Source organism: Pseudomonas sp. JUb52 (assembly GCF_004341115.1).
In the GTDB taxonomy this organism is placed as follows: Bacteria; Pseudomonadota; Gammaproteobacteria; order Pseudomonadales; family Pseudomonadaceae; genus Chryseomonas; species Chryseomonas oryzihabitans.
In genome coordinates, this window is record NZ_SLYS01000001.1 from 122,100 (window position 1) to 147,751 (window position 25,652).

The following is a 25,652-nucleotide window of genomic DNA, read 5'->3' on the forward strand; positions in this document are numbered from 1 at the left end:
GCGCCCCGCTTGCCGTATTCGGCGCCCGTGGTCGGTCCAAGGTTCAGCCCTTCCAGGAAAATTTCCATGCGCGTTCTCCCTGCCTTTTTCGCCCTCGTCGCCGTGTTGCTGCTCGCCGGTTGCGCCGGGCGTCCCTTCGGACCGCCCACCCTGGACGATCGCCTGGCCGAACTGGGCTATCGGCAGGGCGCGGCCATGGACACCATCCTGGGCTTCGACCTCTCCGGTTGGCACTACCTGGACGCCCGGCACCTGGCGCTGGGAACCGGTCTCGGTCGCGCCTACCTGGTGGACTTCGCCGTGCCCTGCCGCAACCTGGCCGCCGGCAATCGCCTCGGCTATCGCTCGCGTGCCGCCGGCCTGCGCCCGGGTGACTTCCTCGTCTCCACCGATGCCCGGGGCAACCGCCTGGAGTGCCCCATCGGCGGGCTGTATCGCCTCGATCCCTTACGCTGAAACGCCATGATCCTGACCCTCGGCCATTCCAATCATCCGCTGGCGCGCTATGTCGAGCTGCTGCAGGCGCAGGGGGTGACGGCGGTGGCCGACGTGCGTTCCCAGCCTTACAGCCGCCATGTGCCCCAGTATCGCCGCGAGGCCCTGCGCGACGGTCTGGCCGCGGTGGGGATCGCCTATGTGTTCCTGGGCCGGGAGCTGGGGGCGCGCAGTCCGGATCCGGCGCATCATGAGGATGGACAGCTGCGCTATGACCGCCTAGCCGCCAGCGCGCCCTTCCAGCAGGGATTGCTGCGGCTGGAGCAGGGCCAGGCACGCTGGCGCATCGCCCTGCTGTGCGCCGAGCGCGATCCTCTAACCTGTCACCGGGGCCTGCTGGTGGCGCCTTGCCTGGTGCGGCGGGGTCTGGCGGTCACCCATATCCACCCGGACGGGCGCCTGGAAAGCCAGGCCGAGCTGGAAGACCGGCTATTGACCGCGAGCGGTCTGGCGGACGGCGATCTGTTCAGTTCGCGCGAGGAACGGCTGGAGCGGGCCTATGCCCGCCACGGCTGGGGCTAGTGCCTAGCGCTCCACCGGCTCGCGCTTCTTCCACCAGCCGGCGAACAGGCCGACCGGATAGAGCGTCGCCATGACGGCGAACACCAGCCAGGTACGCCAGGACCAGGCCGACAGCACGAAGCCCTGGGAAAAGCCCACCAGCAGATAGCAGGCCGCGGCGACCAGCAGGATGCTGCCGAGGGCGCTGCCGAAGCGGGGTCTTGGGTTCATGGCGGTCATTCCGGATCGGGGTGGAGGCGGGCGTTCCTTTTAAGCCAGTGCCCTGCGCCTGGCAATGCCCGCGACTGCAACCAATTGTTTGCGCTCGGTCAGGGCTTGAAGGCGCCGATGAAGATGCTCGGATCGACGCGCACGTCGTTGAGGCTGACGTTCCAGTGCAGGTGCGGGCCGGTCGCGCGCCCGGTGCTGCCGACGCGACCGACCACCCCGCCGCGGGGCACCTCCTGGCCGACCTGGACGTCGACGCGCGAGAGGTGGCAGAACATGCTGATCAGTCCCTGGCCGTGGTCGACGAATACCGTCTTGCCGTTGAAGAAATAGTCGCCCACCAGCACCACCTTGCCGGCGGCCGGGGCCTTGACCGGGGTGCCAGCGGGCACCGCGAAGTCCAGGCCGGAATGCGGATTGCGTTCCTGGCCATTGAAGAAGCGGCGCAGGCCGAAGGGACTGGAGAGCGGGCCGTCCACCGGCTTGTCGAGGAGCAGGTTGCTGGGCTGGTTCGGCGAGAACAGCCGGTAGGCGGCCTGCTGCTCGGCCAGTTCGCGCTCGAAGCGCTTGAGGTCCTCGGGATTAGGCGTGACCTGGCGCTGGTTCTTCAGGGTGATGCGCTGCTCGGCATAGTGGCGGCTACCGACCGTGAAGGCCTGGGGCGCCGCGCCGGCGACCTCCAGCGGCTGGCGACCCGCGGCGGTACCCAGGGGGATGCCGACGATGGCCACCCAGCCGTTGCCGTCCTTGACCACCAGCACCGGCTTGCCCTGGTAGCGCACCCGTGGCGCCGCGTCGCCGGGGATCGGCACCACGGCGACGCCGCCCGGCACGGGCTTGTCCAGCAGGCGTTGCAGATAGGTACCGGCATGGGCGGGCAGGGCGAGGAACAGGCAGCAGAGCAGGGGCAGCAGGCGGGACATGGGGTTTTCCAACGGCGAAAACGCCCATGCTGGAGCAGGCGAGGGCCAAAGGGCAAGGCACCCGGACCCTGTTGGAACCTATTCAAAGTCTGCTGCGCGTCGGCCAAACGGCGTTAAAAATGCCCTGGAAGGCCAGCCCCGCCTGGGCGGCCCCGTCGCAATACTCATTTACTACTCGTAAACCCGAACGCGGGTCCGATCCGCTTCCTCAGGTATTTTCGCGGGGCCGCCTACGCCTTGTTTGTCTCTAGCTCGCGAGACTTTGAACAGGCTCCAAGTCAGTTGGGCACGATCTTGTAGAGCACGGTTTCCAGGGCCGGCTTCTGCTTGGGATCGAAGAAGCTCATCTCGGGGATGCGCGAATCCGTGACGTAGACGGTGCCATCCGGGCCGCGGCCGAAGGTGTCCGGCCAGATCAGCTGCTTGTCCTGCACCAGGGTGGTGAGCTGGCCGTTCTCGCGTATCTTCACCGCATGGTCTTCGACCGCGCTGACATAGAGGCGCCCTTGCGGGTCCATCAACAGGCCATCGGCCGGACCGTTCTCGCCGATCTTTTCCACCTTGGCCGGCAGGCTGGCGAGGTCGTCGCCCTGCAGCGCCGCGGTGGCGATGCGGTAGAGGGTATTGCCCTTGACCGCCTGCCAGTAGAGGTAGTCGCCGGCCGGAGAGAGGGCGATGCCGTCGGCGGAGAATTCCACGCCGCGGCCATCCGGACGCACCAGCGGCTCGCCATCGGCCTTGACCTTGACGCCCTTCTCGGCCTGGGTACTCGGGTCGCCATCCAGGGCGCGACGCGCCTTGCCGCTTTCCAGATCCAGGACCACCAGGGCGCCGCGGGCACCGGAATCGGTGATATAGGCGTGGCGACCGTCCGGGCTGAATCTCACGTCGTTGAGGTAGCTGCCCTGGGGCGCCACGCTTTCGTCCAGCGCATAGACCTTGCTCACCTGGTTGCTGGCCAGGTCGATCTTGACCAGCTTGGGTGCGCCGGGCACCACCAGGGCCTGGGCCGGAGCGCCCGGGTCGATCACCCAGAGACTGCCACGCCCGTCGGCCACCACGGATTGCACGCAGACCCAGTGGTTGCCCGGGGTCAGCTCGTCGCGCTTGGCATTGCGCCAGCCGTTCCAGGCCGGGTCCGGATAGGGCACCAGGCTGCCGTCGGGCTTGAGTTCGGCCACCGAGACCTCACTGTCTTCGGTCCAGCGGGGGAAGTTGACGAAGATCCGGCCGCTCTCGCTGACGGTCACGCCGGTGACCTGGTGATCGAAGCTGGCGACCTTTTCCAGTTTGGCGCTGGATTCGGCGGCGAAGGCGACCGGCGCCAGGGGCAGCGCAGTCAGCAGGGTGGCCAGGGCGAGGCGGGAAAGGGCAGGTCTGGGCATGGCGGATTCCTGATGGGTGACCGGAGAGGCCGGTCCTGCAGGTACGACTGCGCCATCCACCAGGAAGATCGCCAGGGCCGACAGCCGGCCGGACCTTGGCCTGCGCGGGAACGTCCGGGGAAATCCCGGGGTCCTCCTTCAAACCCCAAGGAGAAAACCATGCCTCGTCTCATCACCAGCAGCCTGGCACTGCTGACCCTCGGCGCTCTGCTCGCCGGTTGCACAAGTCGCCGGAAACGCCACCCCCCCAGCGCAGCGAGGTGGTGCAAAAGAGCGCGCCGGGTAGCGATCCGGCTACCCAGTCGCCCGAGCGGACCGTGGAGCAGTCCCGCCAGTAGGTCCCAAGGTCTCAGCTCGCCGGCACGCCCTGCTGCCAGACGTCCCAGTGTTCGACGATCTCCTGCACCAGCGGATTGCCGGTGCGATAGAGATTTTCCAGCGCCGGGACGAAGCCGCCCTGCTTGGCGTAGTCGAGCAGGTTGTCGACCTCGGAGGCGCCCTTGGCCGGACGGTCGAAGTCCGAGCCGGCACGGACCACCGCCAGGCGCTGCAGGTCCACCTTGCCCAGGCGGCTGGCGCGCAGCAGGGCTTCGTAGGTGGCGTTGTCTTCCTGCTGGGTGGTGCAGTAGCGGCCCTGGCCGTTGGTGAGCAGGCGGGTCCACTCCTCGGCCCGTTCGGAGAGGCGGGTGCCGGAATACCAGGTGTCGCCGGCCAGGGTGTCGCAGCGGGTCACCACCGGCGGCTGGTTGGCCGGCGCGTAGTCGTAGCGTTGGCGCCAGGCCTTGGATTCCGCGCTCTCGGTCAGCTCGGCCTGGCGCGACAGGGCATAGGCCTTGTCTCTCAGCCGCACATTGAGTTCGAACACCTCGGTCTTGTAGTCCAGCGGCGGCTTCTCGCCCGGCCCCCGGGTGTTGATGCCCAGGTAGCCGGTGGGCCAGTCCTTGGGTACGTCGCGGGGATCGAGTTCCCACTGGATGCCGAAGTCCACCAGATAGCGCGCCCAGGCGGTGGTGCCCAGGGTGCCTTCCTTGGGACTGATCCCGGCGATGCCGGCGATCAGGAAGTAGGTGTGCTTGAGGTCGAACCTGGGCGACAGGGTCAGCGCCAGGGTCGAGGCAGCGGCGTTGGCATGCCCCATTCCAGTGGTCATCAGGCACACCCGTGCCTCATTGCAGAGCACATCGGGATAGTCGGCGGAGAGCCCGTCGACGGCGACCTTGTGGGTGAGCTTGAGGCGATCGATCCAGGTCTGGGCCTCGGGGGCGAACATCGCCACGAGCATGACCTTGGGTTGCAGCGGCGCGGCGGGCGGGGTGGCGGCCTGGGCCGCGCCGGCCAGTAGGGCGGTGGTGAGGGGGAGCAAGGAAGCGCGCAGAAGGGAATGCATGGGGGGCCTCGGTAGGGGAAATCCTGACCGAGGGTTCAAGATGCATGCCACCATCGGTCCGGGTTGGACCGATTAGTCCAACAGAGACAGAGTGGTGGGTTCCTGGTGATTGTCCAGTACCCGCACCGCCAGTTCGCCTTCGGCGAGCCGGGCGGTGAGCTTCTGCCCATTGGCGACTTCGGCGGCGGAACGCACGGCATGGCCACGCTCGTCGAGCAGGATGCTGTAGCCGCGACCCAGGGTGGCCAGGGGGCTGACGATCTGCAGCGTCTGCACGGTGCCGGCCAGGCGTTGCTGGCGCTCCCTGAGCTGTCGCTGCATGACCCGGGGCAGGCGCTCGGCCAGTTGCTCCAGGCGCTGGCGCAGTAGGGCCAGCTGGCGCCCGGGATGCTGGCCGGCCAGGCGGGTGTCCAGGTGGGCCAGGCGATCGCGGCGGCGATTCTGGGCGATGACATAGGCGCGGCGCAGGCGCAGGTCGAGATCGTCCAGCCGTTGGGCCTGCTGGCGCAGTCGCTCGCCAGGGTGACGCAGGCGACGGCTGCAGGCCTCCAGGCGCAGCCGCTCGCGGGCCAGGCGCTCGCGCATGCGCAGGAGCAGCTGGCGATGCAGGCCGTCCAGGCGCTGGCGCAGGTCGGCGCTGTGGGGCGCGAGCAATTCCGCGGCCGCCGAAGGGGTAGGGGCGCGGACATCGGCGACGAAGTCGGCGATGGAGACATCGGTCTCGTGGCCCACGGCGCTCACCACCGGGGTCTGGCAGGCGGCCAGGGCGCGGGCCACGGGTTCTTCGTTGAAGCACCAGAGGTCTTCCAGGGAGCCGCCACCGCGGGCCAGGATCAGCGCATCGAAGCCCTGGCGGTCGGCCAGTTGCAAGGCGCGGACGATCTGGGCGGTGGCCTCGCGGCCCTGCACCGCGGTGGGGATCAGGGTCAGCTCCACCTGGGGCGCGCGTCGCTTGAAGACGCTGACGATGTCGCGGATCACCGCACCGGTGGGCGAGGAGACGATGCCGATGCGTTGCGGATGGGCGGGCAGCGGGCGCTTGCGTTCGGCGGCGAACAGGCCCTCGGCGGCCAGCCGCTCCTTGAGCGCCTCGAAGGCCAGGCGCAGGGCGCCGTCGCCGGCCGGTTCGACGCTGTCGAGGATCAGCTGGTAGTCGCCGCGGCCTTCGAACAGCGAGACCTTGCCGCGCACCTTGACCGCCAGGCCGTCGCGCAGGGCCTGACGCACCCGGCTGGCGTGCTGGCGAAACAGCGCGCAACGCACCTGGGCCTGGCCGTCCTTGAGGGTGAAATAGAGATGGCCGGACGCCGGCTTGGCCAGGTTGGAGATCTCGCCCTCGACCCAGACCTGGGCGAAGACGTCCTCCAGCAGTACCCGGGCGCGACTGTTGAGCTGGCTGACGCTGAGCACCTCGCGGTCGAGACCGAGGCGGGCGAAGGGATCCTTGAACATGGGGCGCTTTCTGTGGCTTTCGTCGGCCTCACCTTAGCAGCTATGGGCGTGGGGCGAGCAGCACATTAAGCTGCGCGCCCCTTCCTTCGAGACCCGCGTTCCATGACCCTGCGCCAGACCATCCTCGCTCCCCGCATTTCCAGCCATCCGCGGGTGGAGCGCACCGCCGTGGAGATCCTTGGCTGGCTCGCCGCCAGTGGCGTGGTCCGGGGCGAGGTCTCGGCCTGCCTGCCCAGTCGCGGCCGGCGGGGCCATGCGCCGGGTCCGCGACTGACCGAGGTGCTGCGCCTGGCGCCGGGCATGGACGATCCGCGCGACTATGCCGGCGGCGGTCTGGAGATCGTCACCGAGCGCTGCATCTTCACCCCGCTGGACGGCTTCGAGGGCCGGGCGCGTTGCCCCGCCTGCCGCCGCGAGATCGGCGAGGCGCTGTTCGAGCACCTGGAAGTCTGGATGCCGGCGGAAAGCGACAACTTCGCCTGCCCGGAATGCGATCACGAAGACGACATCAACGGCTTCGACTTTCCCCAGCCCTGCGCCTTTTCCGACCTGGGTTTCATCTTCAACCACTGGCCGGCACGGGCCTTCGCCCCGGCGTTCTTGGAAGAATTCCGGAGGCGCCTGGGGCAGCCGTTGGCGGTGGTGGAGGTGTAGGGGCGGGTGTTTTTAGCGCAGCCATGGCGGTCCGCGATAGCCCCGTAGCGTGGAAAACCGCGCAGTGTTTTCCACTGGGCCTAGGTGCCTGGCGGTGGACAAGGCTGCGCCGTTGTCCACCCTACAAGCTGGAAGGATGCGGTGTTGGGTAGCGCGGGATGTCGGCTTACGCCCTGAGCTTGCGCAACCACTCCAGCCCCGCCGAGGTATCGCCGCGGGGGCGGTACTCGCAGCCGATCCAGCCGTCGTAGCCCAGGGCGTCGAAGCGCTCGAACAGGTAGGGGTAATGGAGCTCGCCCAGGTCCGGTTCGTGGCGGTCGGGCACCCCGGCGATCTGCACGTGGCCGATGCCGGCGAAGTCGCGCTCGAAGGTCTTGCTGACGTCGCCCTCGACGATCTGGCAGTGGTAGCAGTCGAATTGCACCTTGAGGTTGCTGGCGCCGATGGCCTGGCGGATGGCCTGGGCATCGTCCTGGCGATTGAGGAAGTAGCCGGGCATGTCGCGCGGGTTGATCGGCTCGATGAGGATCGTCACCCCGGCCTTGGCCGCCTGCTCGGCGGCATGGGCCAGGTTGCCCAGGTAGGTGTCGCGGGCGCGGGCCCGGTCGACCCCGGTGGGCAGCAGGCCGGCCATGACGTGCACCAGGCGATTGCCCAGCACGGCGGCGTACTCCAAGGCGCGGTCGATGCCGGCGCGGCACTCGGTCTCGCGACCGGGCAGGGCGGCCAGGCCGCGCTCGCCGGCGGCCCAGTCACCGGGCGGGGCATTGAACAGCACCTGGGTCAGGCCGGCGGCGTCCAGGCGGGCCTTGATCTCGGCGGCACTGTGCTCATAGGGAAAGAGGTATTCCACGGCCTGGAAGCCATCCGCCGCGGCGGCGGCGAAGCGGTCGAGGAAAGCATGCTCGGGATAGAGCATGCTGAGGTTGGCGGCGAAGCGGGGCATGGCTTGTCTCCCAGATCAGACGAAGGGCCAGAGCAGCAGGGTGATGGCGAAGCCCAGGCACCCCAGCAGGGTGGTCAGGACGGTCCAGGTACGCAAGCCGTCGGCGACGCTCAGGCCGACCAGCTTGGTGAAGATCCAGTAGCCGGCGTCGTTGATGTGCGACACGGCCAGACCGCCGGCGCCCATGGCCAGGCACAGCAGGGCCATGTGGTTGGCCGAGAGGTCCAGGGTGGCGATCAGCGGGCCGAGGATGCCGGCGGTGGTGACCAGGGCCACGGTGGTGGAACCCTGGACCGCGCGCAGCAGCAGGGTCAGCACGAAGCCCAGCGCCAGCACCGGCAGGCCGGTGGCGCGCAGCAGCTCCGAGACCACCGCGCCGATGCCGGTGTCCACCAGCACCTTGCCGAAGACGCCGCCGGCACCGGCGATGAGGATGACCATGGCGACGCCGGGCAGCGCCGAGCCGATGACCTCCGAGACCTGCTCGCGCGACCAGCCGCGGCGGAAGCCCAGCACATAGGCGCACAGCAGGGTGTCGATCAGCAGGGCCACCAGGGGTGCGCCGACCACGGTGAGGATGTCGCGCAGCAGGTTGCCGGCGGGCAGCCAGCTGGTGGCCAGGGTCCCCAGCAGGATCAGCACGATGGGCAGCAGGATCAGGGTCACCACCAGGCCGAAGCCGGGGGCCGGGGCGGGCGGCAGACCGGCGGCGACGCCGGCCGGGGTCTCGTCGACCCTGACCGCGGCGGCGCCGAGGCTGGGCAGGCCGGGGGCCATGTCCTGGCCGCGGCCCCACTGCTGCAGGTGGGTGTCGGTGATCTGCGGACCGTAGACGTCGCTACGGATGTCGTCGGTCATGGGGTAGTGACGGCGGGTCATGCGTCCGGCCACCCACCAGCCGATCAGGGCCAGTACGGCGGTGATCGGCAGGCCGAACAGCAGCACCCGGCCCAGGTCGGCGCCCAGCTGGCCGGCGGCGGCCACGGCGCCCGGGTGGGGCGGCAGCATGGCGTGCACGGTGAGCATGGTGGCGCACATCGGCAGGGCGAAGACGATCAGCGGCTTGCGCGCGGTGCGGGCGATGCCGTAGGCCAGTGGCATCAGCACGATCACGCCGACCTCGAAGAACACCGGGATGCCGACCAGGAAGCCGGCCAGGGTCAGCGCCAGCGGTGTGCGTCTGTTGCCGAAGCGCTCGATCAGCGTCTTGGCCAGGGCCTCGGCGCCACCGGAGAGTTCGATGATGCGGCCGATCATGGCGCCCAGGGCGATGATGATGGCGATGTGGCCGAGGATCTTGCCCATGCCGCCTTCGATGGTCGCCACCAGCTTGGACGGCTCGACCCCGGCGGCCAGGGCCACCAGGATGCTCACCAGCATCAGCGCCACGAAGGGCTGGAACTTGTACTTGAGAACCAGGAACAGCAGCAGGGCGATGCCCGCCGCGGCGATGAGGACCAGCAGCAACGGACTCATGAACGGGACTCCGGGCGGGTAGGGCTGACGACGTGGGACATGGCACTTTCCTCGCTATTGTTGTTTTTCCAGGGCAAGCCGATCCCGCGACGGCCGGCAGGGGCCATCGTGGGGGTATTGCGGTAACGCGGGCTTCAGGTCACCAGACGGCGCCGAAGGTCTCCGCCAGTTCGGCCAGGGCGGCGGCATCCAGCGGCGCCGGGCGCGGCTCGCTGAGCAGCCACAGTCGCGCGGTTTCTTCCAGCTCCTCCAGAGCGAAGCTGGCCTTGCTCACGCTGCTTTCCCAGACCACCGGACCGAGGCGTTCGAGCATCACACCGCGGACCTGGTTGGCCAATTGCGCCACCTGCTCGGCGACGCTGGCGGCGCCGGGGCGGGCATAGGGGATCAGCGGGATATGACCGACCTTCATCACCTGGTAGGGGGTGATGGGCGGCAGGATGTCGTCGGGACGCCAGACGCCGGCCAGGGTCAGGGCCACCAGATGGGTGGAGTGGGTATGCACCACGCCGCCCACGCCGGGATTGCGGTCATAGACCTGGCGATGCAGGGCCAGGGTCTTGGACGGCTTGTCGCCGGAGACCCAGTCACCGTTCAGGCCGACCTTGGCGATGGCCGCCGGATCCAGGCGACCCAGGCAGGCATCGGTAGGGGTGATCAGCCAGCCGTCTTCCAGGCGGGCGCTGATGTTGCCGGCGCTCCCCACGGTGTAGCCGCGGGCATAGAGACTGGCGCCGACGGTGCAGATCTCTTCGCGTAGCCGGGCTTCGGCGCTCATGGCTGTTCTCCTGCGAGCTGGCGCAGCGCCTTGGCGAAGAAGTCGCGACCGCCGAAGTTGCCGGACTTGAGCGCCAGGGCCAGGGGTTCGCCCTGTACCTGGCCGAGGGTGGCCGGCACGCCCGGATCGATCTGGGCGCCGATGCGCAGGGCCTGTACGCCCAGGGCCTGGACCACGGCGCCGGAGGTTTCGCCACCGGCCACCACCAGCCGGCGTACGCCGCTGTCGAACAGGCCGCGGGCGATCAGGCCGAGGGCGCGTTCCACCAGCTCACCGGCGCGCGCCACGCCCAGCTCGCGCTGGATGGCCTTGACCTCGTCGGCGGGGCTGGTGGCATAGATCAGCACGGCCTGGCCCTGCTCGCGCGCCCAGGCGAGGGCGGCGTCGATACTGTCGTCACCTTTAGCCAGCGCCAGTGGATCGAGGCGCAGGGCCGGGCGACCGGCTTCCAGCCAGGCGGCGACCTGGCCATTGGTGGCCTGGGAGGCGCTGCCGGCCAGCACGGCTTCGCCACCGGCGGGCAGCTCCAGAGCGGCGGCATCGTGCGCCTGCAGCAGGCCGGCGCGGCGGAAGTTCTCCGGCAGGCCCTGGGCGATGCCCGAACCGCCGGTGACCAGGGGCAGCTCGGCACAGGCCGCGCCCAGGGTGTGCAGATCGGCATCGGACAGGGCATCGGCGATGGCCAGGCGATGACCCGAAGTCCGGAGTTCGGCGATGGCCTGGCGCACGGCTTCGGGGCCCTTGGCGACCTGGTCGTAGCGCAGCAGCCCTACCTTGCCGCGGCTCTGCGCCTGCAGCACCCGCACCAGGTTGGCGTCGCCCATGGGCGTCAGCGGGTGGTGCTGCATGCCGGATTCGCTGAGCAGCTGGTCCTGGACGAACAGGTGGCCGCGGAACAGGGTGCGGCCGGTCTCCGGGAAGGCCGGGCAGGCCAGGGTGAAGTCGCAGTCCAGCGCCTCCTGCAGGGCCTCGGCCACCGGGCCGATGTTGCCTTCCGCGGTGGAGTCGAAGGTCGAGCAGTACTTGAAGAAGAATTGCCGGCAGCCGCGCTGGCGCAGCCAGGCGAGGGCGGCCAGGGATTCGCTCACCGCCTCGGCGGCCGGGGTGGTGCGGGATTTCAGCGCCACTACCACGGCGTCGGCGGCCTCCAGTTCGGCATCGGCCGCGGGCACGCCGATCACCTGCACGGTGCGCATGCCGCCGCGCACCAGCATGTTGGCGAGATCGGTGGCGCCGGTGAAGTCGTCGGCGATGCAGCCCAGCAGCGGGCGGGTCTCGGTCGCGCTCATCGGTCTCACTCCGCGGCCTTGGGCAGCTCGATGCCCGGGAAGATCTTGATCACCGCCGAGTCGTCTTCCCGACCGAAGCCGGCGGTGGAGGCCTGCATGAACATCTGGTGCGCGGTGGCCGACAGCGGCAGCGGGAATTTCGAAGTGCGCGCGGTATCCAGCACCAGGCCCAGGTCCTTGACGAAGATGTCCACGGCGGACAGCGGGGTGTAGTCGGCCTTGAGGATGTGCGGCACGCGATTCTCGAACATCCAGGAGTTGCCGGCGCTGTGGGTGATGACCTCGTAGAGGGCCTCCGGATCGACGCCTTCGCGCAGGCCCAGGGCCATGGCCTCGGCGGAGGCGGCGATGTGCACCCCGGCCAGGAGCTGGTTGATGATCTTGACCTTGGAGCCCTGGCCGGGCGCATCGCCCAGGCGATAGACCTTGCCGGCCATGGCGGCCAGGACCGCCTCGCCCTTGGCATAGGCCTCTGCGGTGCCGGAGGTCATCATGGTCATCTCGCCACTGGCGGCCTTGGCGGCGCCCCCGGACAGCGGGGCGTCCAGCAGCAGGATGCCGCGCGCGGCCAGGCGCTCGCCCAGCTCGACGGCGTAGGCCGGGGCCACGGTGGCGCAGGCGATCACCAGGCTGCCCGGACGCAGGGCAGAGGCGGCGCCGCCTTCACCGAACAGCACGGCTTCGGTCTGCTCGGCGTTGACCACCACGGTGATGAGGATGTCGCAGCTGTCGGCCAGGGCCGCAGGCGAGGTACAGGCCACGCCGCCTTCGCTGGCGAAGGCTTCCAGCACGCTGGCGCGCACGTCGCAGGCATGCACGGCGAAGCCGGCCCGCAGCAGCGAACGGGCGACGCCCAGACCCATGGCCCCGAGGCCGATGACACCGACGTTGTCTTGCATCTTGTTGTTCTCCGTAAAAAGGTCAGGCGAAGCCGGCCTGCCGCAGGCGGCGGGCGGCGTTGTAGATGTGCTGGCGGGCGGCGTTGGCGGCGGCCAGGGGATCGCCGAGGCGAATGGCGGCGACGATGGCCTGGTGTTCTTCGTGTACCTGACGGGAGAAGTCCTCGCGCCGCGCCTCGTTGGTGCGGGTGATGCGCGTGGCCGTCTCCAGGTACTGGCTGACGAATTCCAGGGTCCTGATGAAGTAGGGATTGCCGGTGGCCTGGGCGATGGTGCGATGGAAGGCCACGTCGGCGCGTACGCCGTCATGGCCGTCGGCGACCTCTTCGTCGATGGCCGCCAGGGCCTCGTCGATGGCGACCAGATCGGTCTCGCTGCGGTTGATGGCGGCTTCGGAGGCGATCTCGGCCTCGATGGCGCGGCGCAGGTCCAGCAGGTGGAAGACGCTGCCGGGCAGGCTGGCTTCGTCGGCGTCTATGCGCAGCGGGCGGATGCTGGCGTGAGCGGTGACGAAGATTCCGCGACCCTGCTGGGGCTGCAGTACGCCTTCGTTCTTCAGGCGCGAGATGGCCTCGCGCACCACGGTACGGCTGACGCCGAAGGCTTCGGAGAGCAGGGCTTCGCTGGGGATCTTGCTGCCGGGGGCGAAGACGCCGGCTTCGATCTTGTCCAGCAGCTGCTGAGCGACATTGTCGCTCAGGACGTTGGCGGGAACCTTGGCGAACATAAAGACCTGCTCTTGTGCTTGTAAGGTTGTCATACAGGTTGTGGCGCTACTTTCGCACAGGCTTTTGCCTTTGTGTAGCGGTTTTGGCAGAGGCACTACGGAATTTTTGTGATGGATTCTACGGAGGTCAGGTGCAGGCTAGAGCTGTTGAGGAGTGTTATAATATAACATTTACTGGTAGAGGGCCGATCTATGACGTCTGAGGAATTGCTGGCACAACCTGCCGCGGACTACATGAGTGAGGTCCAGCGCGCATTCTTTCGCCGTCTGTTGCTGACCCAGCGTGGCGACCTGCAGCGCCTGATCGACGATCAGGTGGAGGACCTGCGCGGCCTGGATACCCATGGCGATCCGGCCGACGTCGGCAATGCCGAGCAGGAACGCCAGTGGCAACTGCGCCAGCTGGAACGGGAAAAGAAGCTGCTGGACAAGATCGACGCCGCCCTGGAGCGCCTGGCCCGCGACGACTACGGCTGGTGCCAGGAGACCGGCGAGCCCATCGGCCTCGCGCGGCTACTGCTGAGACCCACCGCGACCCTGAGCGTCGAGGCCAAGGAGCGCCAGGAGCAGCGTGAGCGGCATCTGCAGTCGTCGTGAGGGACGCGTGCGCAGGCCTCCCTCACCCCAGCCCTCTCCCGGGGGGGAGAGGGGGCGGACGCAGGAGCGGGCGTAGGGTGGAAAACCGCGTAGCGTTTTCCACGCGGGCAATGGTTTCGGCGTGAAGGGTTGCCCTCACCCCAACCCTCTCCCGAGGAGAGAGGGGGCTACCCAGGCAGGCGCTCATCTCCATCGCTCCGGCAAGACCGGGATCGGTCGTCCCTTTGCGTAGGAGCAGCTGTCTGCGCTTCTTATCGCAGCCACGGGCCGCTCCTACGCAACTGTAGGAGCGGCCCGTGGCTGCGATAAGTCTTTGGTTTCTGCCGTTACATCGGAATCTATGGGGAGCGGCCTGATCGGCGAAGCCCAACGGATCGACCTCGCTGTGCTCCACCGAAACTATGGAAGCCGCTGCGCTTCGAACAACTCGCCTGGCCGCACGATCTGCTCGCGGGCGGCGATCAGCGGCAGGTCGCGGCTGCCGGGGGCGGTGCGGGCGACCAGGGCATAGAGGGCGCTGACCGCATGGGACGCCGCGGCGGGCGTGGACTGGCCGTTGAGCAACTGCCCCAGCAGCACCGCGGAAAAGACGTCGCCCATGCCGTTGGGCAGCGGCTGCAGATCCAGGTAGGGCGTCTGCACCAGCCAGGCGTCCGCGGCTTCCACCACCAGGGTGCTGAGGACGTCGGTGGGCAGGTCCGGGGTGCGCAGGCTGGTGATGACGATGGTCTTGGGACCCGGTTGGCCGGGGCGGCCGAGCAGCAGCCGGGCGGCGCTCACGGCGTCGGCGGTGTCGGCCAGCGGCTGGCCGTGCAGCAGTTCGAACTCGTACTGGTTGGGGGTGATCAGGCTGGCCTGTTCGATGGCCCGGCGGCGCAGGAAGTCGGGGATGCCGGGGCGTACGAAGATGCCGCGGCCGACGTCGCCCATCACCGGATCGCAGAGATACTGCAGGTCGCCGCGCTGACGGCGGATCTCCTGCACCACGCCGAGGATCACCTCGCCGATGGCAGCGTCGCCCAGGTAGCCGGAGAGTACCGCCACGCAGCGCTCCAGTACGCCGCGGGCGCGCAGGCCGTCGAGCACGTCGTGGATGTGCTCGGGCGGAAAGACCTGGCCCTTGAATTCGCCGTAGCCGGTGTGATTGGAGAATTGCACCGTGTTGACCACCACCGGCTGCAGGCCGAGCAGTTGCAGCGGCAGGGTGGCAGCGGCGTTGCCGACGTGGCCGTAGGCGACATGGGACTGGATGGACAGCACCAGCGGCGGCTGGGCGGGCAGGGCGGCGGGCATGGCGATCTCTCGGGCGGCGGGCTCGGGCAGGAGCCGGAAGGGTGGAGGCCTGCAGCTTACCCCAGTGCTTTCGGCGAACCCTAACCCGCCTGCGGCGGTCTGCATCGGCAGTGCAGATTGCTCCCGGCGCTGGCTACACTGGAGCGGCTGTCATCCACCTCTGGCCCCAAGGAGAAACGGGGAATGTCCGAGCTTCGCTTCGCACGTCTGGTGTTGGGTCTGCAGGCCCTGGTCTGGTTTGGACTCGCCCTGGCGCATTGGTTCTATCCCTACGAGATGGCCAATGCCCGCGGCATGGTACTGATGGATTCGGCGTCGGTGGCCGAGGCGCGGGTCTGGTACGGCGGTATGCAATTTGCCCTGGCGCTGTTCGCGGTGCTGGCCTTTCGCCGGGCGGAATGGCTGTCGGCCGGCCTGCTGCTGGTGGCCTTCGTACAGCTGACGCTGTTCGTGGTGCGGCTGATCAGCGGCGTGCTGGGCGAGTCGGCTACCGCCGAGCTGGATCTCTATTCCCAGGGCTATCGCCTGGTGATCGGCATCCTGGCCCTGCTGGCGCTCCGCGCCCACCGCCGCCACGAGCAGCGGGAGCTGGAGAATCGTCGCATCTACCAGGGCCAGTAACCTGAGCAGGGCCAGCAGCTAGCGCCCGGGCCGGGGCCGCGCGGTGTCGATCTGATCGCTGCGGGCGAGGCCCAGGGTCAGCTGGCGACAGAGGTCGAGGAATTCGACCATGGCTCCGGTCTGGTACTTCTGCTTGTGCCAGATGAAACAGAATTGCCGGCGCAGATCCAGGGTCGGGGTCGCGATGGGCACCAGGGTGCCGCGGGCGAAGGCGTCTCTGAGCGCCAGGCGTGACAGGCAGCCGATGCCCAGCCCCGACTCCACCGCGCGCAGGATGGCCTCGGTATGTTCCAGCTCCAGCCGCACGTCCAGCGGCTGGGCGTGATGGCGCATGGCCTGGTCGAAGGTCAGGCGGGTGCCGGAACCCTGTTCGCGCAGGATCCAGGCCTGGGCTTCCAGTTCGGCCTGGGCGGCCTGCCTGCCCGCCAGGGCGTGTCCGGGCGCACAGAACACCACCAGCTCATCCTCGATCCAGGGCTGCACCTCCAGATCCGGATGCTGACAGTCGCCCTCGATGAGGCCCAGATCGATGTCATGGTTGGCGATGCGCTGCACCACGCTGGCGGTGTTGTGCACGTGCAGGCGCACCCGGCAGTCGGGATGACGCAGCATGAAGTCACCCAGCAGCAGGGTGGCCAGGTAGTTGCCGATGGTGAGGGTCGCGCCGACCTCCAGGGAGCCGAAGCCGGTCTTGCCGCGCAGCAGATTTTCCACCTCGGCGCTGCGGTCGAGCAGGGCCACCGCCTTGGGCAGCAATTGCCGGCCCAGGGCGTTGAGCGTCAAACGCTTGCCCGCGCGGTCGAATACCCGGCAGTCGAATTGCCGTTCCAGTTCGCCCAGGGCGGTGCTAGTGGCCGACTGCGACAGACTGAGCGCCTCGGCTGCCCGGGAAACGCTTTCCTGGCGCGCCACGGCGACGAAGACCTCGAGTTGACGCAACGTGAATCTCATATCTGCCTTTTGGATAACCTATATTCGAATTATTCATTTCACGGATATTTTCCCCCTCTATAAACTGTCGCGCAATTTCTATCCAGCCCCGGGCTGTACCGATTTTTCCTGGAGTCATCGATGAGCAACCTGTACACCGAGCGCGTCCTGAGCGTTCATCACTGGAACGACACCCTGTTCAGCTTCAAGACCACCCGCAATGCGGGCCTGCGGTTCGAGAACGGTCAGTTCGTGATGATCGGCCTGGAGACGGAAGGCGGTCGTCCGCTGATGCGTGCCTACAGCATCGCCAGCCCCAACTATGAAGAGCACCTGGAGTTCTTCAGCATCAAGGTGCCGGACGGCCCCCTGACCTCGCGCCTGCAGCACCTCAAGGAAGGCGACAACCTGATGGTCAGCCGCAAGCCCACCGGCACCCTGATCCTCAGCGATCTCAAGCCCGCCAAGCACCTCTATCTGCTGAGTACCGGCACCGGCATGGCGCCCTTCCTGAGCACCATCCAGGATCCGGAAACCTACGAGCGCTTCGAGAAGGTGATCCTGGTCCACGGCGTGCGCTACGTGAACGAGCTGGCCTATGCCGACTTCATCACCAAGACCCTGCCGGAGCACGAATTCATCGGCGACCTGGTCCGCGAGAAGCTGATCTACTACCCCCTGGTCACCCGCGAGGAATTCCGCAACCAGGGTCGTCAGACCGACCTGATGCGCAGTGGCAAGCTGTTCGCGGACATCGGCCTGCCGCCGATCAATCCGCAGGACGACCGCGCCATGATCTGCGGCAGCCCGAGCATGCTGGACGAGACCAGTGCCGTGCTGAACGAATTCGGCCTGACCATCTCGCCGCGCATGGGCGATCCGGGCGACTACCTGATCGAGCGCGCCTTCGTCGAGAAGTAACGCGACCCGGCTCCCCGAAAACCCGCCCTCCGGCGGGTTTTTCGTTTCCGCGGCCTGGCGGGCTGAACTCCCCCGGCGCCGGACCGGTCGGTTGCTGCAAGGCGTGTCATGGCGACACGCCACTGCCGGGAGTCCCCATGAAGCCCTATGTGATCTGCCATATGATGTCGTCGGTCGACGGCCACGCCCTTACCGATGGCTGGGATCGCGCCGTCAAGAAACAGGCCGATGCCACCTACGAGCGCCTGGCCGAGCGCTTCGCCTTCGATGCCTGGGCCTGTGGCCGGGTGACCATGGAAGAGATCGCCCACGGCGACGGCTATCCCACCGGCGTCGCCCAGGCGCCCATCCTGCGCACCCACCATTTCGCCAAGCGCGATGCCAGCAAGTACGCCATCGCCATCGATCCCCAGGGCAAGGTCGCCTGGAAGAAGAACGAAGCCCTGGATTCCCATGTGGTGGCGGTGCTCAGCGAAGGGGTCAGCGACGACTACCTGACGCATCTGCAAGACATCGGTGCCTCCTATGTCTTCGGCGGCAAGGACGAACTGGACCTGAGCGCCGTGCTGGAATTGCTCAACGCCGAGCTGGGCATCGAACGACTGGTGGTGGAGGGCGGTCCCCACGTCAGCGGCTCCTTTGTCGCTGCCGGCCTGGTGGACGAGATCAGCGTGCTGATCATCCCCCTGGTGGACGGCCGCGGCGCCCATCCGGCCTCCTTCGAGATCGCCGAGCAGGCCTGGCAGCAGCCGCTTTACCTCAAGCTGGATTCAGCCGAAACCCAGGACGACGGCAGCGTCTGGCTGCGCTATCGCCGCGGCTAGCCGAGCGCCTTGGCCAGCGCCAGGGCGTCGGCATCCGCCTCCGCCTGGGCCTGCAGTGGACAGACCCCGCTGGCATAGCGGGCGATCACCTCGGGCACCTGAGCCAGGGGGACCGGTCGGCTGATGTGATAGCCCTGGATGAAGTCGCAGCCCAGGGCGCACAGCAGGCGGAGCTGCTCCAGATGTTCGACGCCCTCGGCAGTGACCTTGAGCTTGAGCGGCCGGGCCATGCCGATGATGGCCTGGACGATCTGGTGATCGGCATTGCCTTCGACCAGCCCGGTGACGAAGGAGCGGTCGATCTTCACGGTATCGATCGGCAGCCGCTTGAGATAGGCCAGCGACGAATAGCCGGTGCCGAAGTCGTCGATGGACACCGTCACGCCCAGGTCGCGGATGCGCTGCAGCAATTCGGCGGTGGGCTGCACGTTCTTGACCAGGGCATTCTCGGTCACCTCCAGCTCCAGCCGCCGCGGCGACAACCGGTGGTCGTCCAGCCGCCAGGCGATCTGCCCGGGCAGGGCTTCGTTGCTCAGACTGAGCGCCGAGCAGTTGACCGCGATGCGCAGGTCCGTAAGGCCGGCGGCGGTCAGCTCCACCAGGTCCTGACAGGCGCGTTTGAGTACCCAGGCATCCAGCTCCTCGATGAAGCCATTGGCTTCGGCCACACCGAGAAAGACATTGGGCGCCAGCATGCCGAGGCGGGGATGATCCCAGCGGATCAGGGCCTCGGCCTTGTCCAGCTGGCCGCTGGCGACGTCGAGGATCGGCTGGTAGTAGAGCTGCAGACCGCGTTCCTCGGTCAGGGCCTCGCGTAATTCGGCTTCCAGCTCCAGTTGCAGCGAGATCTTTTCGCGCAGCGTCTCGTCGAAGAAGCTGAAGGTGTTGCGGCCATTGCCCTTGGACAGATAGAGCGCGAGATCCGCGCTCTTGAGCAGCTCTTCGCAGCAGCCGCCATCACGCGGATAGAGACTGATGCCGATGCTGGTGGTCATCACCAGGGTGCGGTTGCCGATGGTGACCGGATTGCGCAGCCTTTCCAGGATGCGCTGGGCCAGGTGCCGGGCCTCGTCGGGTCCGGCGAGGCTGGCCAGGATGCAGAATTCGTCACCACCGAAGCGAGCCACCAGGTCGCCTTCGCGCACCGCCTCGCGAATGATCTTGGCCATGGCCACCAGCAATTGGTCGCCGGCATCGTGGCCGAGGCTGTCGTTGATACGCTTGAAGTGATCGATGTCGAGAAACATCACCCCCAGGCTGCGCCCCTGCTGGGCGTGGCGCTCGAGGATCTCGGCGAAGGCCTGGTTGAAGGCGCGGCGATTGTGCAGGTCGGTGAGGGGGTCGTAGTGGGCGGCCTGCTGCAGCGAGGCGCGGGCTTCGTCGAGCTGGCCGACCAGGGAATTGACCCGCTCCAGGTCGTTTTCCTTGCGCTGCAGCTGGCGATCCGCCCAGGCCGCGCCCAGGCCGCCCACCACCAGCAGCAGGGCGATGATGGCGATGCCGACGCCGAGCTGCCAGGAATTGCTGGCGCCCTGCAGGGTGCTTTCGGTCTCGGCGGGGGCGATCAGCACCATGGACCACATGCCGGTGAAATGCATGGCGGCGATGGCCAGGCCCATTACCAGGGCGGTGGCGATGCGCAGCCAGCGATAGATGCCGGTGTAGTGGCGGCGAAAGATCTGGATCAGTTGCAGGGCGGCGAAGCTGGCGATCACGGCGATGCCGATCGACAGCAGGAAGGGCAGCGGGCGATAGAGCACCACGGCCTCGGTGTGCACCGCGGCCATGCCGGTGTAGTGCATGAGCACGATGCCCATGCTCAACACCGTGCCGGCCTTGAGCCGCTGACCCAGGGTGAGGTCGGGCTGGCTGAGGGCGGGCATGGCCATGAGTCCAGCCAGCACCACGATCAGCAGCGAGGCCAGGGTGATGAAGAGGTCGTAGTGCACCCGGGTGGGTACGGTGAAGGCCAGCATGGCGATGAAGTGCATGCCCCAGACGCCGAAGCCGAAGCTCAGGGCGCCCATCAGACTCCAGGCACGCCGCCGGGCCAGGGTACGGGTCTGGCCGATGCGCTCGGCGAACACCAGGGTGACGTAGCAGGCACTGACGGCGACGAGATAGGCGAGCGCCACCAGCCAGCCATCATGCTGGCCGTGCAGGTGCACTTGCTCCTGGGCAAGAGGAGCGACGAGGAAGTCGAGTCCCAGCCAATTGTTCATTCCGTGGCCTCGGCAGGAAGTCTGGCGCGGCTGGAGGAAGACGGCCCGGCGGGATCTCCGCCCGGGTAGATTTCACCACGGCAACCAGCGCTCTGAAGTTAGCTTGCCTTGCCCTATCGGCGTGGTGAAGAGGGGCTTTAGCCTGGGGCCATGCAGTTAGCGCGCGAGGTTTTTTCGTAGCGGAAAAGTGACTTCGCCAACAGGCTCACACCGGTCAGCGAAGCGCTCTGGATAGCTAGCTAGCGACTTTGTGATATCACCTGGCTAGCATGATGACCGTTCGTCGAACAGGGTGCTGACGAACGGTCATGTCGGGAAGAAATCGGGCAAAAAGACCGACGTGAAAGGATTCAGCTGACCACGCGATAGCAGGGCTCGTAGGCCGCGCCGCCCGGCAGCTTCATGCGGTGCTGCTCGACGAAGGCCTGCAACAGCCGATCCAGCGGTCGCATGATGTCGGGATCGCCATGGATCTCGTAGGGCCCACGCTCCTCGATCAGCTGGATGCCCTTGGCCTTGACGTTGCCGGCGACGATGCCCGAGAAGGCGCGGCGCAGATTGGCGGCCAGTTCGTGTGGCGGCACGGCATGGGTCAGCTGCAAGGCGGCCATGTTCTCGTGGGTAGGGTCGAAGGGGCGTTGGAAGCCTTCCTCGATGCGCAGCAGCCAGTTGAAGTGGAAGGCGTCGTGACGCTCGCGGCGGAATTGCTTGACCGCCTTGAGGCCCTGGGCCATCTGCCGGGCCACCTCGACCGGATCGTTGACCACGATCTGGTAGTGACGCTGGGCGGCTTCGCCGAGGGTGGCGCCGATGAAGGCGTGCAATTGCTCCAGGTAAGGCGCGGCGCTCTGCGGCCCGGTGAGCACCACCGGGAAGGGGATGTCCCTGTTGTCCGGGTGCATGAGGATGCCCAGCAGGTAGAGGAATTCCTCCGCCGTACCGGCGCCGCCCGGGAAGATGATGATGCCGTGGCCGACGCGGACGAAGGCCTCCAGGCGTTTCTCGATGTCCGGCAGGATCACCAGTTCGTTGACGATGGGATTGGGCGCCTCGGCGGCGATGATCCCCGGCTCGGTGAGGCCCAGGTAGCGACCGCCCTGCAGGCGCTGCTTGGCGTGGGCGATGGTGGCGCCCTTCATCGGACCCTTCATCACGCCCGGGCCGCAGCCGGTGCAGATGTCCAGGCTGCGCAGACCCAGTTCGTGACCGACCTTCTTGGTGTACTTGTATTCCTCGGTGCTGATGGAGTGGCCCCCCCAGCACACCACCATCTTCGGCTCGACGCCCGCGCGCAGGGTGCGGGCGTTGCGCAGCAGGTGGAAGACGTAGTCGGTGATGCCCTCGGAGCTCTCCAGATCGATGCGCAGGCTGCTCTGTTCGCTCTCGGTGTAGACGATGTCGCGCAGGGCGCTGAACAGCATCTCGCGGGTGCTGGCGATCATCTCGCCGTCGACGAAGGCGTCGGCCGGGGCGTTGATCAATTCCAGGCGCACGCCGCGGTCCTGCTGGTGGATACGGATCTCGAAGTCCTGGTAGGCCTCGAGGATGGTCTTGGCGTTGTCGCTGTGGGCGCCGGTGTTGAGGATGGCCAGGGCGCACTGGCGAAAGAGCTGGTAGAGGTTGCCCGAGCCGGCGGCGCTGAGCTGCTGGACCTCGCGCTGGGAAAGGGTCTCCAGGCTGCCCTTGGGGCTGACCTGAGCGTTGATGACCTGTCTGCTTGGAGCCATAGATGCTTCCCTATCGGTGATACGGCCGAACGGCGGCCGTAGCCGGGTGCGGACCGCCTCATGCGATCCGGCAATGTCATTGTTGGGGCCTCGGCCGCCGGAATGCAAACGAGGCGGCGTCAGGACGCCGCGGTCACGTCCAGTACCCGGATTTGCTCCGCGGTCGGATAGTGCCAGTGCACCTCCACGTCCCAGAGGCGCACGCCATAGCGTCGCTCGGGCGTGGGTGCCTGATAGGCCGGGCGCGGATCCTGGGCCAGGCACTGCTCGATCAGCTCGGCCAGGGGCTCGCCCAGGCGCTGGCCATGGGCCTCGGCCTGGACACGCGCCGCGTCCGCCCAGCCTACCGCCAGGGCCGGCGGCGGCGCCTCGGCGATGGCGTTGTGGGCGCCCGGCGGGCTGTCGGCGTAGGGCACATAGGGCTTGATGTCCAGCACCGGGGTGCCGTCGAGCAGGTCGATGCCCGAGAGCAGCAGCCGTCCCGGTTCGAGACCGTCGAGGCGCACCACCGACTGGCCGATGCCGTTGGGTCGGTGGGTGGCGCGGGTGGCGAACACTCCCAGGTAGCGATTGCCGCCCAGGCGCGGCGGCCGCACCCGCAGGCGCGGCTGGCTCTCCAGCGCCTGGTGGAAGAGAAACAGCAGCCAGACATGGCTGACGCCTTCCAGGCCGGCGACCGCTTCGGCGCGGTCGAAGGGCGGCAGCAGTTCCAGCACCCCACGGGCGGCCGGGGCCAGGGCGGGCTGCCGGGGAATGGCGAATTTCTCCTTGAAGCAGGAGCGGACGTGGCCGATGGGGGTGACGCTGTACTGCATGGGGCAGGGCCGTGTGACGCAGGGTCGGTCATTATGCCCTGCTCGAAGCCTCCGCGACCGCCGCGGTCGGCACCGCGCTGGCGTTGCGGCGCACCCCGCGCAGATTCATCGCCGCCAGGCCCAGCTGCAGCACGATCAGCGCATAGGCCTCGGCCTGCAGGCCCCAGGCGATCCACAGGGCATTGCTCAGCAGGAACACCCAGAAGCCGAGGTTGCGTCGGCCCTGGCGCTGGGAGGCCACCAGCCAGGCAGCGAGCAGGGTGATGGCCATGGCCGGCCATTGCAGCAGATCGAGTGCTTCCATGGAAAACCTTCAAAAGATTTACTAATGAAGGTGAGCCTTGGGAGACCTCCCGAGTTCCGGGCGCCGTATTCAGGGCGCCGGATGGCGCGCCCGGGCGTAGGCAATGAAGCCGTCGATATCGGCGTTGCACAGGTGTTCGCCCGCGGCGAGGATCTCCGCCTCGGGCCATTCCCACCAGGCGATATCGAGCAGCGCCTGGCAGGTGGCCTCCGGAAAGCGCCCCTTGATGAAGCGCGCCGGATTGCCACCCACCACCGCATAGGGCGGCACGTCGCGGGTGACCACGGCGCCGGCGGCCACTACGGCGCCATGGCCGATGGTGACGCCGGAGAGGATCAGCGCATCGGTGCAGATCCAGCAGTCGCTGCCGATCACCACGTCGCCACGGGTGCCACCGTAGTCGGTGATGTGGGCCAGGTCGTCGACGAAGGCGGGAAAGGGATAGGTGGTCACCCAGTCCAGCCGGTGCAGGCCGCCGAGCAGGATGCGCACCCCTTCCGCGATGGAGGTGTAGCGCCCCAGACGCAGGGTGGCGCCTTCCTTGAGATCGAACACCCTGGGCGCGCCATAGGTGCCGGCGCCGATCTCGTATTCGGGCAGCTCGCGGCGCAGGCGCGCCGTGCGCTGGTGCAGGCGGGGCAGGGCGGCCAGGGCCTGGCGTTCACGTTTCTTGCGCAGCTTGTCGAGAAAACCCATGGCGGTGCCCTGGCGAAAAGTATCCGGCAGGATACCGAAGGGCCCGGGCCGCGCTCAATCGCCGGGCTCGGCCCGCTCGTCCTCCATCGCCGGCAGGCCGAGCTGGTCGGCGAGATCCTGCAGGTCGCTCGCTTCCAGATCCCAGCCGCCGCTGGATACCTCGCCACCCGCCGGTCCCTTTTCCCGCGGGCGCTGGATGAAGGCGGTGGCCAGGCCCAACTCCCTGGCCGCCTGCAGGTCGCCATTGTGGGCGGCGCAGAGCATCACCTGTTCCGGTTCCAGGTCGAGCAGGGCGCAGGCACCCAGGTAGACCTCCGCGGCCGGCTTGTAGCGCTGGAAGAGATCGGCGCCGAAGAGCATGTCCCAGGGCAGGCCGGCATGGCGGGCCATGTCCAGCAGCAGGCTGACGTTGCCATTGGACAGGGCGCAGACCGGATAGCCCTGGCGCAGCCGCGTGAGACCCGGCACGGCGTCGGGCCAGGGCGTCAGCTGATGCCAGAGTCTATTGATCCAGGCCACCTCGGCGGTGGTCAGGCCGACCAGGCCGTAACGGGGCAGCAATTCGTCCAGCGCCAGCCGATGGACCTCGTCGAGGGGCAGCCAGGGCAGGGTGCGGGCCTCGATCTGCGGCAGGATGGCCTCGTAGGCTTCGGCGCGCCAGGCATCGGCCAGCCGCTCCCAGTCGCCCTGGACGCCATGCTTGGCCGACAGCCCTTGCAAGCCCTCGACCAGGCTGCCGCGCCAGTCCACCACGGTGCCGAAGACATCGAAAAGTAGCGCCCGGACGGTCGTCGTCATGGGTAGACTCCTGCAGAAGGTTGTCTCCACCAGACGGAGCACGGGTGACGGGGGTTCCCCCGGAGTGCCCGAAGGTCACCTCTCGCCAAAGGATCCCTGCATGACACTGCGTCACCTCAGCCACTGGGTGTTCGACCTGGACGGCACCCTGACCCTGGCGGTACACGACTTCGCCGCCATTCGCCGGCACCTGGGCATCCCCGAACAGGCCGACATCCTCCACCACCTGGCCGAGCTGCCGGCCACCGAGCGCGAGGCCAAGCACGCCTGGCTGTTCGAGCACGAGCGCGAACTGGCCGTCGCCGCCCGCCCGGCACCGGGCGCGGTCGCCCTCATCCGGCGCCTGCACGAGGACGGTCGCCAGCTGGGCATCCTCACCCGCAACGCTCGCGATCTGGCGCTGCTGACCCTGGCGGCCATCGGCCTGGAAGACTGCTTCGCGCCCGCTGCCGTGCTGGGGCGCGACGAGGCGGCGCCCAAGCCCGATCCGGGTGGCCTGCTGCGGCTGGCCGAGCTCTGGCAGGTGGCGCCTGACAGCCTGGTGATGATCGGCGATCACCGCTACGACCTGGAGTGCGGGCGAGCCGTGGGCTGCCGCACGCTGCAGGTCAATCAGCCGGGCGATCCCTGGCCCGCCGCCCGTGACCAGCGATTCGAGACCTGCGCGGAGATCCTGGCGGCGCTCTGACGCTGGAAATCTGTCCGTTAGGCGTAAATAGTCTGTTGTTTACCTGGCCGCTGGCTAAGATGCCGGCTTCGGATCC

Annotated in this window: 27 protein-coding genes; 8 read left to right on the forward strand and 19 right to left on the reverse strand. The window is 67.9% G+C overall.

Annotated elements, in window-relative coordinates:
* The first annotated feature begins 66 nt into the window (after positions 1–66).
* Both EC839_RS00570 and EC839_RS00575 read left to right on the forward strand, forming a co-directional pair.
* Positions 67–456 (forward strand): DUF6491 family protein, encoded by a 390-nt coding sequence (locus tag EC839_RS00570; protein ID WP_132831772.1) that lies wholly within the window; start codon positions 67–69, stop codon positions 454–456.
* A 6-nt stretch (positions 457–462) separates the two neighbouring features.
* Positions 463–1,017, forward strand: a complete 555-nt coding sequence (locus EC839_RS00575) for a DUF488 family protein (protein ID WP_132831773.1) — start codon at positions 463–465, stop codon at positions 1,015–1,017.
* Positions 1,018–1,020: 3 nt separating this feature from the next.
* On the opposite strand, the gene EC839_RS00580 is transcribed toward EC839_RS00575, so the two are convergent.
* The 5 genes from EC839_RS00580 to xseA all read right to left on the reverse strand — a co-directional run bounded on the left by EC839_RS00580 (position 1,021) and on the right by xseA (position 6,371).
* Positions 1,021–1,227 carry a hypothetical protein gene (locus EC839_RS00580; RefSeq protein ID WP_132831774.1) on the reverse strand — a complete coding sequence of 69 codons (207 nt, stop codon included), beginning with the start codon at positions 1,225–1,227 and terminating at the stop codon, positions 1,021–1,023.
* A gap of 98 nt (positions 1,228–1,325) precedes the next feature.
* A complete protein-coding gene (locus EC839_RS00585; protein WP_132831775.1) occupies positions 1,326–2,147 on the reverse strand; it encodes a peptidoglycan DD-metalloendopeptidase family protein in 822 nt (273 codons plus the stop codon).
* Between the two features lie 278 nt (positions 2,148–2,425).
* The gene (locus tag EC839_RS00590) at positions 2,426–3,532 is read right to left on the reverse strand and encodes an L-dopachrome tautomerase-related protein (protein WP_132831776.1); all 1,107 of its coding nucleotides are present in this window, start codon (positions 3,530–3,532) and stop codon (positions 2,426–2,428) included.
* 349 nt (positions 3,533–3,881) lie between these two features.
* Complete coding sequence (locus tag EC839_RS00595) at positions 3,882–4,919, reverse strand: purine nucleoside permease (RefSeq protein ID WP_132831777.1); 1,038 nt, start codon at positions 4,917–4,919, stop codon at positions 3,882–3,884.
* A 72-nt stretch (positions 4,920–4,991) separates the two neighbouring features.
* Positions 4,992–6,371: an exodeoxyribonuclease VII large subunit gene (gene xseA / locus EC839_RS00600; protein ID WP_132831778.1), complete on the reverse strand. Its 1,380-nt coding sequence runs from the start codon at positions 6,369–6,371 to the stop codon at positions 4,992–4,994.
* A 102-nt stretch (positions 6,372–6,473) separates the two neighbouring features.
* Between xseA and EC839_RS00605 the strand changes: the two genes are divergently transcribed.
* Positions 6,474–7,025 carry a sugar ABC transporter ATPase gene (locus EC839_RS00605; protein ID WP_132831779.1) on the forward strand — a complete coding sequence of 184 codons (552 nt, stop codon included), beginning with the start codon at positions 6,474–6,476 and terminating at the stop codon, positions 7,023–7,025.
* Between the two features lie 166 nt (positions 7,026–7,191).
* Here EC839_RS00605 and otnI read toward each other — a convergent pair whose 3' ends face one another.
* The 6 genes from otnI to EC839_RS00635 all read right to left on the reverse strand — a co-directional run bounded on the left by otnI (position 7,192) and on the right by EC839_RS00635 (position 13,140).
* Positions 7,192–7,971 (reverse strand): 2-oxo-tetronate isomerase, encoded by a 780-nt coding sequence (gene otnI / locus EC839_RS00610; protein ID WP_132831780.1) that lies wholly within the window; start codon positions 7,969–7,971, stop codon positions 7,192–7,194.
* A 15-nt stretch (positions 7,972–7,986) separates the two neighbouring features.
* Positions 7,987–9,447, reverse strand: coding sequence for an SLC13 family permease (locus tag EC839_RS00615; RefSeq protein WP_132831781.1), 1,461 nt, complete (start codon positions 9,445–9,447; stop codon positions 7,987–7,989).
* Between the two features lie 139 nt (positions 9,448–9,586).
* A complete protein-coding gene (locus EC839_RS00620; RefSeq protein ID WP_132831782.1) occupies positions 9,587–10,225 on the reverse strand; it encodes an aldolase in 639 nt (212 codons plus the stop codon).
* Entirely contained in the window at positions 10,222–11,514 is a 1,293-nt protein-coding gene (gene otnK, locus EC839_RS00625) for a 3-oxo-tetronate kinase (protein ID WP_132831783.1), read from the reverse strand. Before otnK ends, EC839_RS00620 begins: the two co-directional genes overlap by 4 nt.
* A 5-nt stretch (positions 11,515–11,519) precedes the next feature.
* Positions 11,520–12,413 (reverse strand): L-threonate dehydrogenase, encoded by an 894-nt coding sequence (gene ltnD, locus EC839_RS00630; protein ID WP_132831784.1) that lies wholly within the window; start codon positions 12,411–12,413, stop codon positions 11,520–11,522.
* A 22-nt stretch (positions 12,414–12,435) separates the two neighbouring features.
* The gene (locus EC839_RS00635; RefSeq protein WP_007163085.1) at positions 12,436–13,140 is read right to left on the reverse strand and encodes a FadR/GntR family transcriptional regulator; all 705 of its coding nucleotides are present in this window, start codon (positions 13,138–13,140) and stop codon (positions 12,436–12,438) included.
* 192 nt (positions 13,141–13,332) lie between these two features.
* On the opposite strand from EC839_RS00635, the gene dksA reads away from it, so the two are divergent.
* Positions 13,333–13,737: an RNA polymerase-binding protein DksA gene (gene dksA, locus EC839_RS00640; protein WP_132831785.1), complete on the forward strand. Its 405-nt coding sequence runs from the start codon at positions 13,333–13,335 to the stop codon at positions 13,735–13,737.
* Between the two features lie 399 nt (positions 13,738–14,136).
* Here dksA and pdxY read toward each other — a convergent pair whose 3' ends face one another.
* Positions 14,137–15,030 carry a pyridoxal kinase PdxY gene (gene pdxY, locus EC839_RS00645; RefSeq protein ID WP_132831786.1) on the reverse strand — a complete coding sequence of 298 codons (894 nt, stop codon included), beginning with the start codon at positions 15,028–15,030 and terminating at the stop codon, positions 14,137–14,139.
* A gap of 183 nt (positions 15,031–15,213) precedes the next feature.
* Here pdxY and EC839_RS00650 point away from each other — a divergent pair, with 183 nt between their 5' ends.
* Positions 15,214–15,651: a DUF4345 family protein gene (locus EC839_RS00650; RefSeq protein WP_132831787.1), complete on the forward strand. Its 438-nt coding sequence runs from the start codon at positions 15,214–15,216 to the stop codon at positions 15,649–15,651.
* Positions 15,652–15,669: 18 nt separating this feature from the next.
* Here the strand turns inward: EC839_RS00650 and EC839_RS00655 are convergent, their stop codons facing one another.
* Positions 15,670–16,602, reverse strand: coding sequence for a LysR family transcriptional regulator (locus tag EC839_RS00655; protein WP_132831788.1), 933 nt, complete (start codon positions 16,600–16,602; stop codon positions 15,670–15,672).
* Between the two features lie 120 nt (positions 16,603–16,722).
* Between EC839_RS00655 and fpr the strand changes: the two genes are divergently transcribed.
* Together fpr and EC839_RS00665 are read left to right on the forward strand one after the other, a co-directional pair.
* Positions 16,723–17,502, forward strand: coding sequence for a ferredoxin-NADP reductase (gene fpr, locus EC839_RS00660; RefSeq protein WP_007160677.1), 780 nt, complete (start codon positions 16,723–16,725; stop codon positions 17,500–17,502).
* 137 nt (positions 17,503–17,639) lie between these two features.
* Positions 17,640–18,326, forward strand: coding sequence for a RibD family protein (locus EC839_RS00665; RefSeq protein WP_132831789.1), 687 nt, complete (start codon positions 17,640–17,642; stop codon positions 18,324–18,326).
* On the opposite strand, the gene EC839_RS00670 is transcribed toward EC839_RS00665, so the two are convergent.
* From EC839_RS00670 to EC839_RS00695, 6 genes are all read right to left on the reverse strand, one after another.
* Entirely contained in the window at positions 18,323–20,548 is a 2,226-nt protein-coding gene (locus EC839_RS00670; RefSeq protein WP_132831790.1) for a bifunctional diguanylate cyclase/phosphodiesterase, read from the reverse strand. The two genes, EC839_RS00665 and EC839_RS00670, sit on opposite strands and share 4 nt — an antisense overlap.
* 350 nt (positions 20,549–20,898) lie before the next feature.
* The gene (gene ppnN / locus EC839_RS00675; RefSeq protein ID WP_132831791.1) at positions 20,899–22,275 is read right to left on the reverse strand and encodes a nucleotide 5'-monophosphate nucleosidase PpnN; all 1,377 of its coding nucleotides are present in this window, start codon (positions 22,273–22,275) and stop codon (positions 20,899–20,901) included.
* A 119-nt stretch (positions 22,276–22,394) separates the two neighbouring features.
* The gene (gene tsaA / locus EC839_RS00680; protein ID WP_132831792.1) at positions 22,395–23,090 is read right to left on the reverse strand and encodes a tRNA (N6-threonylcarbamoyladenosine(37)-N6)-methyltransferase TrmO; all 696 of its coding nucleotides are present in this window, start codon (positions 23,088–23,090) and stop codon (positions 22,395–22,397) included.
* Positions 23,091–23,121: 31 nt separating this feature from the next.
* Positions 23,122–23,394 carry a hypothetical protein gene (locus tag EC839_RS00685; RefSeq protein WP_132831793.1) on the reverse strand — a complete coding sequence of 91 codons (273 nt, stop codon included), beginning with the start codon at positions 23,392–23,394 and terminating at the stop codon, positions 23,122–23,124.
* Between the two features lie 69 nt (positions 23,395–23,463).
* Complete coding sequence (locus tag EC839_RS00690) at positions 23,464–24,090, reverse strand: CatB-related O-acetyltransferase (RefSeq protein WP_132831794.1); 627 nt, start codon at positions 24,088–24,090, stop codon at positions 23,464–23,466.
* Between the two features lie 54 nt (positions 24,091–24,144).
* Positions 24,145–24,888 carry a haloacid dehalogenase type II gene (locus EC839_RS00695; RefSeq protein ID WP_132831795.1) on the reverse strand — a complete coding sequence of 248 codons (744 nt, stop codon included), beginning with the start codon at positions 24,886–24,888 and terminating at the stop codon, positions 24,145–24,147.
* A gap of 100 nt (positions 24,889–24,988) precedes the next feature.
* Between EC839_RS00695 and EC839_RS00700 the strand changes: the two genes are divergently transcribed.
* Entirely contained in the window at positions 24,989–25,576 is a 588-nt protein-coding gene (locus EC839_RS00700) for an HAD family hydrolase (protein WP_132831796.1), read from the forward strand.
* Positions 25,577–25,652 lie beyond the last annotated feature (76 nt).

Excerpts from the sequence above, each read along its gene's own strand:
- EC839_RS00570 (WP_132831772.1), top strand. The coding sequence starts at position 67 with ATGCGCGTTCTCCCTGCCTTTTTCGCCCTCGTCGCCGTGTTGCTGCTC.
- EC839_RS00575 (WP_132831773.1), top strand. The coding sequence starts at position 463 with ATGATCCTGACCCTCGGCCATTCCAATCATCCGCTGGCGCGCTATGTC.
- EC839_RS00580 (WP_132831774.1), bottom strand. The coding sequence starts at position 1,227 with ATGAACCCAAGACCCCGCTTCGGCAGCGCCCTCGGCAGCATCCTGCTG.
- EC839_RS00585 (WP_132831775.1), bottom strand. The coding sequence starts at position 2,147 with ATGTCCCGCCTGCTGCCCCTGCTCTGCTGCCTGTTCCTCGCCCTGCCC.
- EC839_RS00590 (WP_132831776.1), bottom strand. The coding sequence starts at position 3,532 with ATGCCCAGACCTGCCCTTTCCCGCCTCGCCCTGGCCACCCTGCTGACT.
- EC839_RS00595 (WP_132831777.1), bottom strand. The coding sequence starts at position 4,919 with ATGCATTCCCTTCTGCGCGCTTCCTTGCTCCCCCTCACCACCGCCCTA.
- xseA (WP_132831778.1), bottom strand. The coding sequence starts at position 6,371 with ATGTTCAAGGATCCCTTCGCCCGCCTCGGTCTCGACCGCGAGGTGCTC.
- EC839_RS00605 (WP_132831779.1), top strand. The coding sequence starts at position 6,474 with ATGACCCTGCGCCAGACCATCCTCGCTCCCCGCATTTCCAGCCATCCG.
- otnI (WP_132831780.1), bottom strand. The coding sequence starts at position 7,971 with ATGCCCCGCTTCGCCGCCAACCTCAGCATGCTCTATCCCGAGCATGCT.
- EC839_RS00615 (WP_132831781.1), bottom strand. The coding sequence starts at position 9,447 with ATGAGTCCGTTGCTGCTGGTCCTCATCGCCGCGGCGGGCATCGCCCTG.
- EC839_RS00620 (WP_132831782.1), bottom strand. The coding sequence starts at position 10,225 with ATGAGCGCCGAAGCCCGGCTACGCGAAGAGATCTGCACCGTCGGCGCC.
- otnK (WP_132831783.1), bottom strand. The coding sequence starts at position 11,514 with ATGAGCGCGACCGAGACCCGCCCGCTGCTGGGCTGCATCGCCGACGAC.
- ltnD (WP_132831784.1), bottom strand. The coding sequence starts at position 12,413 with ATGCAAGACAACGTCGGTGTCATCGGCCTCGGGGCCATGGGTCTGGGC.
- EC839_RS00635 (WP_007163085.1), bottom strand. The coding sequence starts at position 13,140 with ATGTTCGCCAAGGTTCCCGCCAACGTCCTGAGCGACAATGTCGCTCAG.
- dksA (WP_132831785.1), top strand. The coding sequence starts at position 13,333 with ATGACGTCTGAGGAATTGCTGGCACAACCTGCCGCGGACTACATGAGT.
- pdxY (WP_132831786.1), bottom strand. The coding sequence starts at position 15,030 with ATGCCCGCCGCCCTGCCCGCCCAGCCGCCGCTGGTGCTGTCCATCCAG.
- EC839_RS00650 (WP_132831787.1), top strand. The coding sequence starts at position 15,214 with ATGTCCGAGCTTCGCTTCGCACGTCTGGTGTTGGGTCTGCAGGCCCTG.
- EC839_RS00655 (WP_132831788.1), bottom strand. The coding sequence starts at position 16,602 with ATGAGATTCACGTTGCGTCAACTCGAGGTCTTCGTCGCCGTGGCGCGC.
- fpr (WP_007160677.1), top strand. The coding sequence starts at position 16,723 with ATGAGCAACCTGTACACCGAGCGCGTCCTGAGCGTTCATCACTGGAAC.
- EC839_RS00665 (WP_132831789.1), top strand. The coding sequence starts at position 17,640 with ATGAAGCCCTATGTGATCTGCCATATGATGTCGTCGGTCGACGGCCAC.
- EC839_RS00670 (WP_132831790.1), bottom strand. The coding sequence starts at position 20,548 with ATGAACAATTGGCTGGGACTCGACTTCCTCGTCGCTCCTCTTGCCCAG.
- ppnN (WP_132831791.1), bottom strand. The coding sequence starts at position 22,275 with ATGGCTCCAAGCAGACAGGTCATCAACGCTCAGGTCAGCCCCAAGGGC.
- tsaA (WP_132831792.1), bottom strand. The coding sequence starts at position 23,090 with ATGCAGTACAGCGTCACCCCCATCGGCCACGTCCGCTCCTGCTTCAAG.
- EC839_RS00685 (WP_132831793.1), bottom strand. The coding sequence starts at position 23,394 with ATGGAAGCACTCGATCTGCTGCAATGGCCGGCCATGGCCATCACCCTG.
- EC839_RS00690 (WP_132831794.1), bottom strand. The coding sequence starts at position 24,090 with ATGGGTTTTCTCGACAAGCTGCGCAAGAAACGTGAACGCCAGGCCCTG.
- EC839_RS00695 (WP_132831795.1), bottom strand. The coding sequence starts at position 24,888 with ATGACGACGACCGTCCGGGCGCTACTTTTCGATGTCTTCGGCACCGTG.
- EC839_RS00700 (WP_132831796.1), top strand. The coding sequence starts at position 24,989 with ATGACACTGCGTCACCTCAGCCACTGGGTGTTCGACCTGGACGGCACC.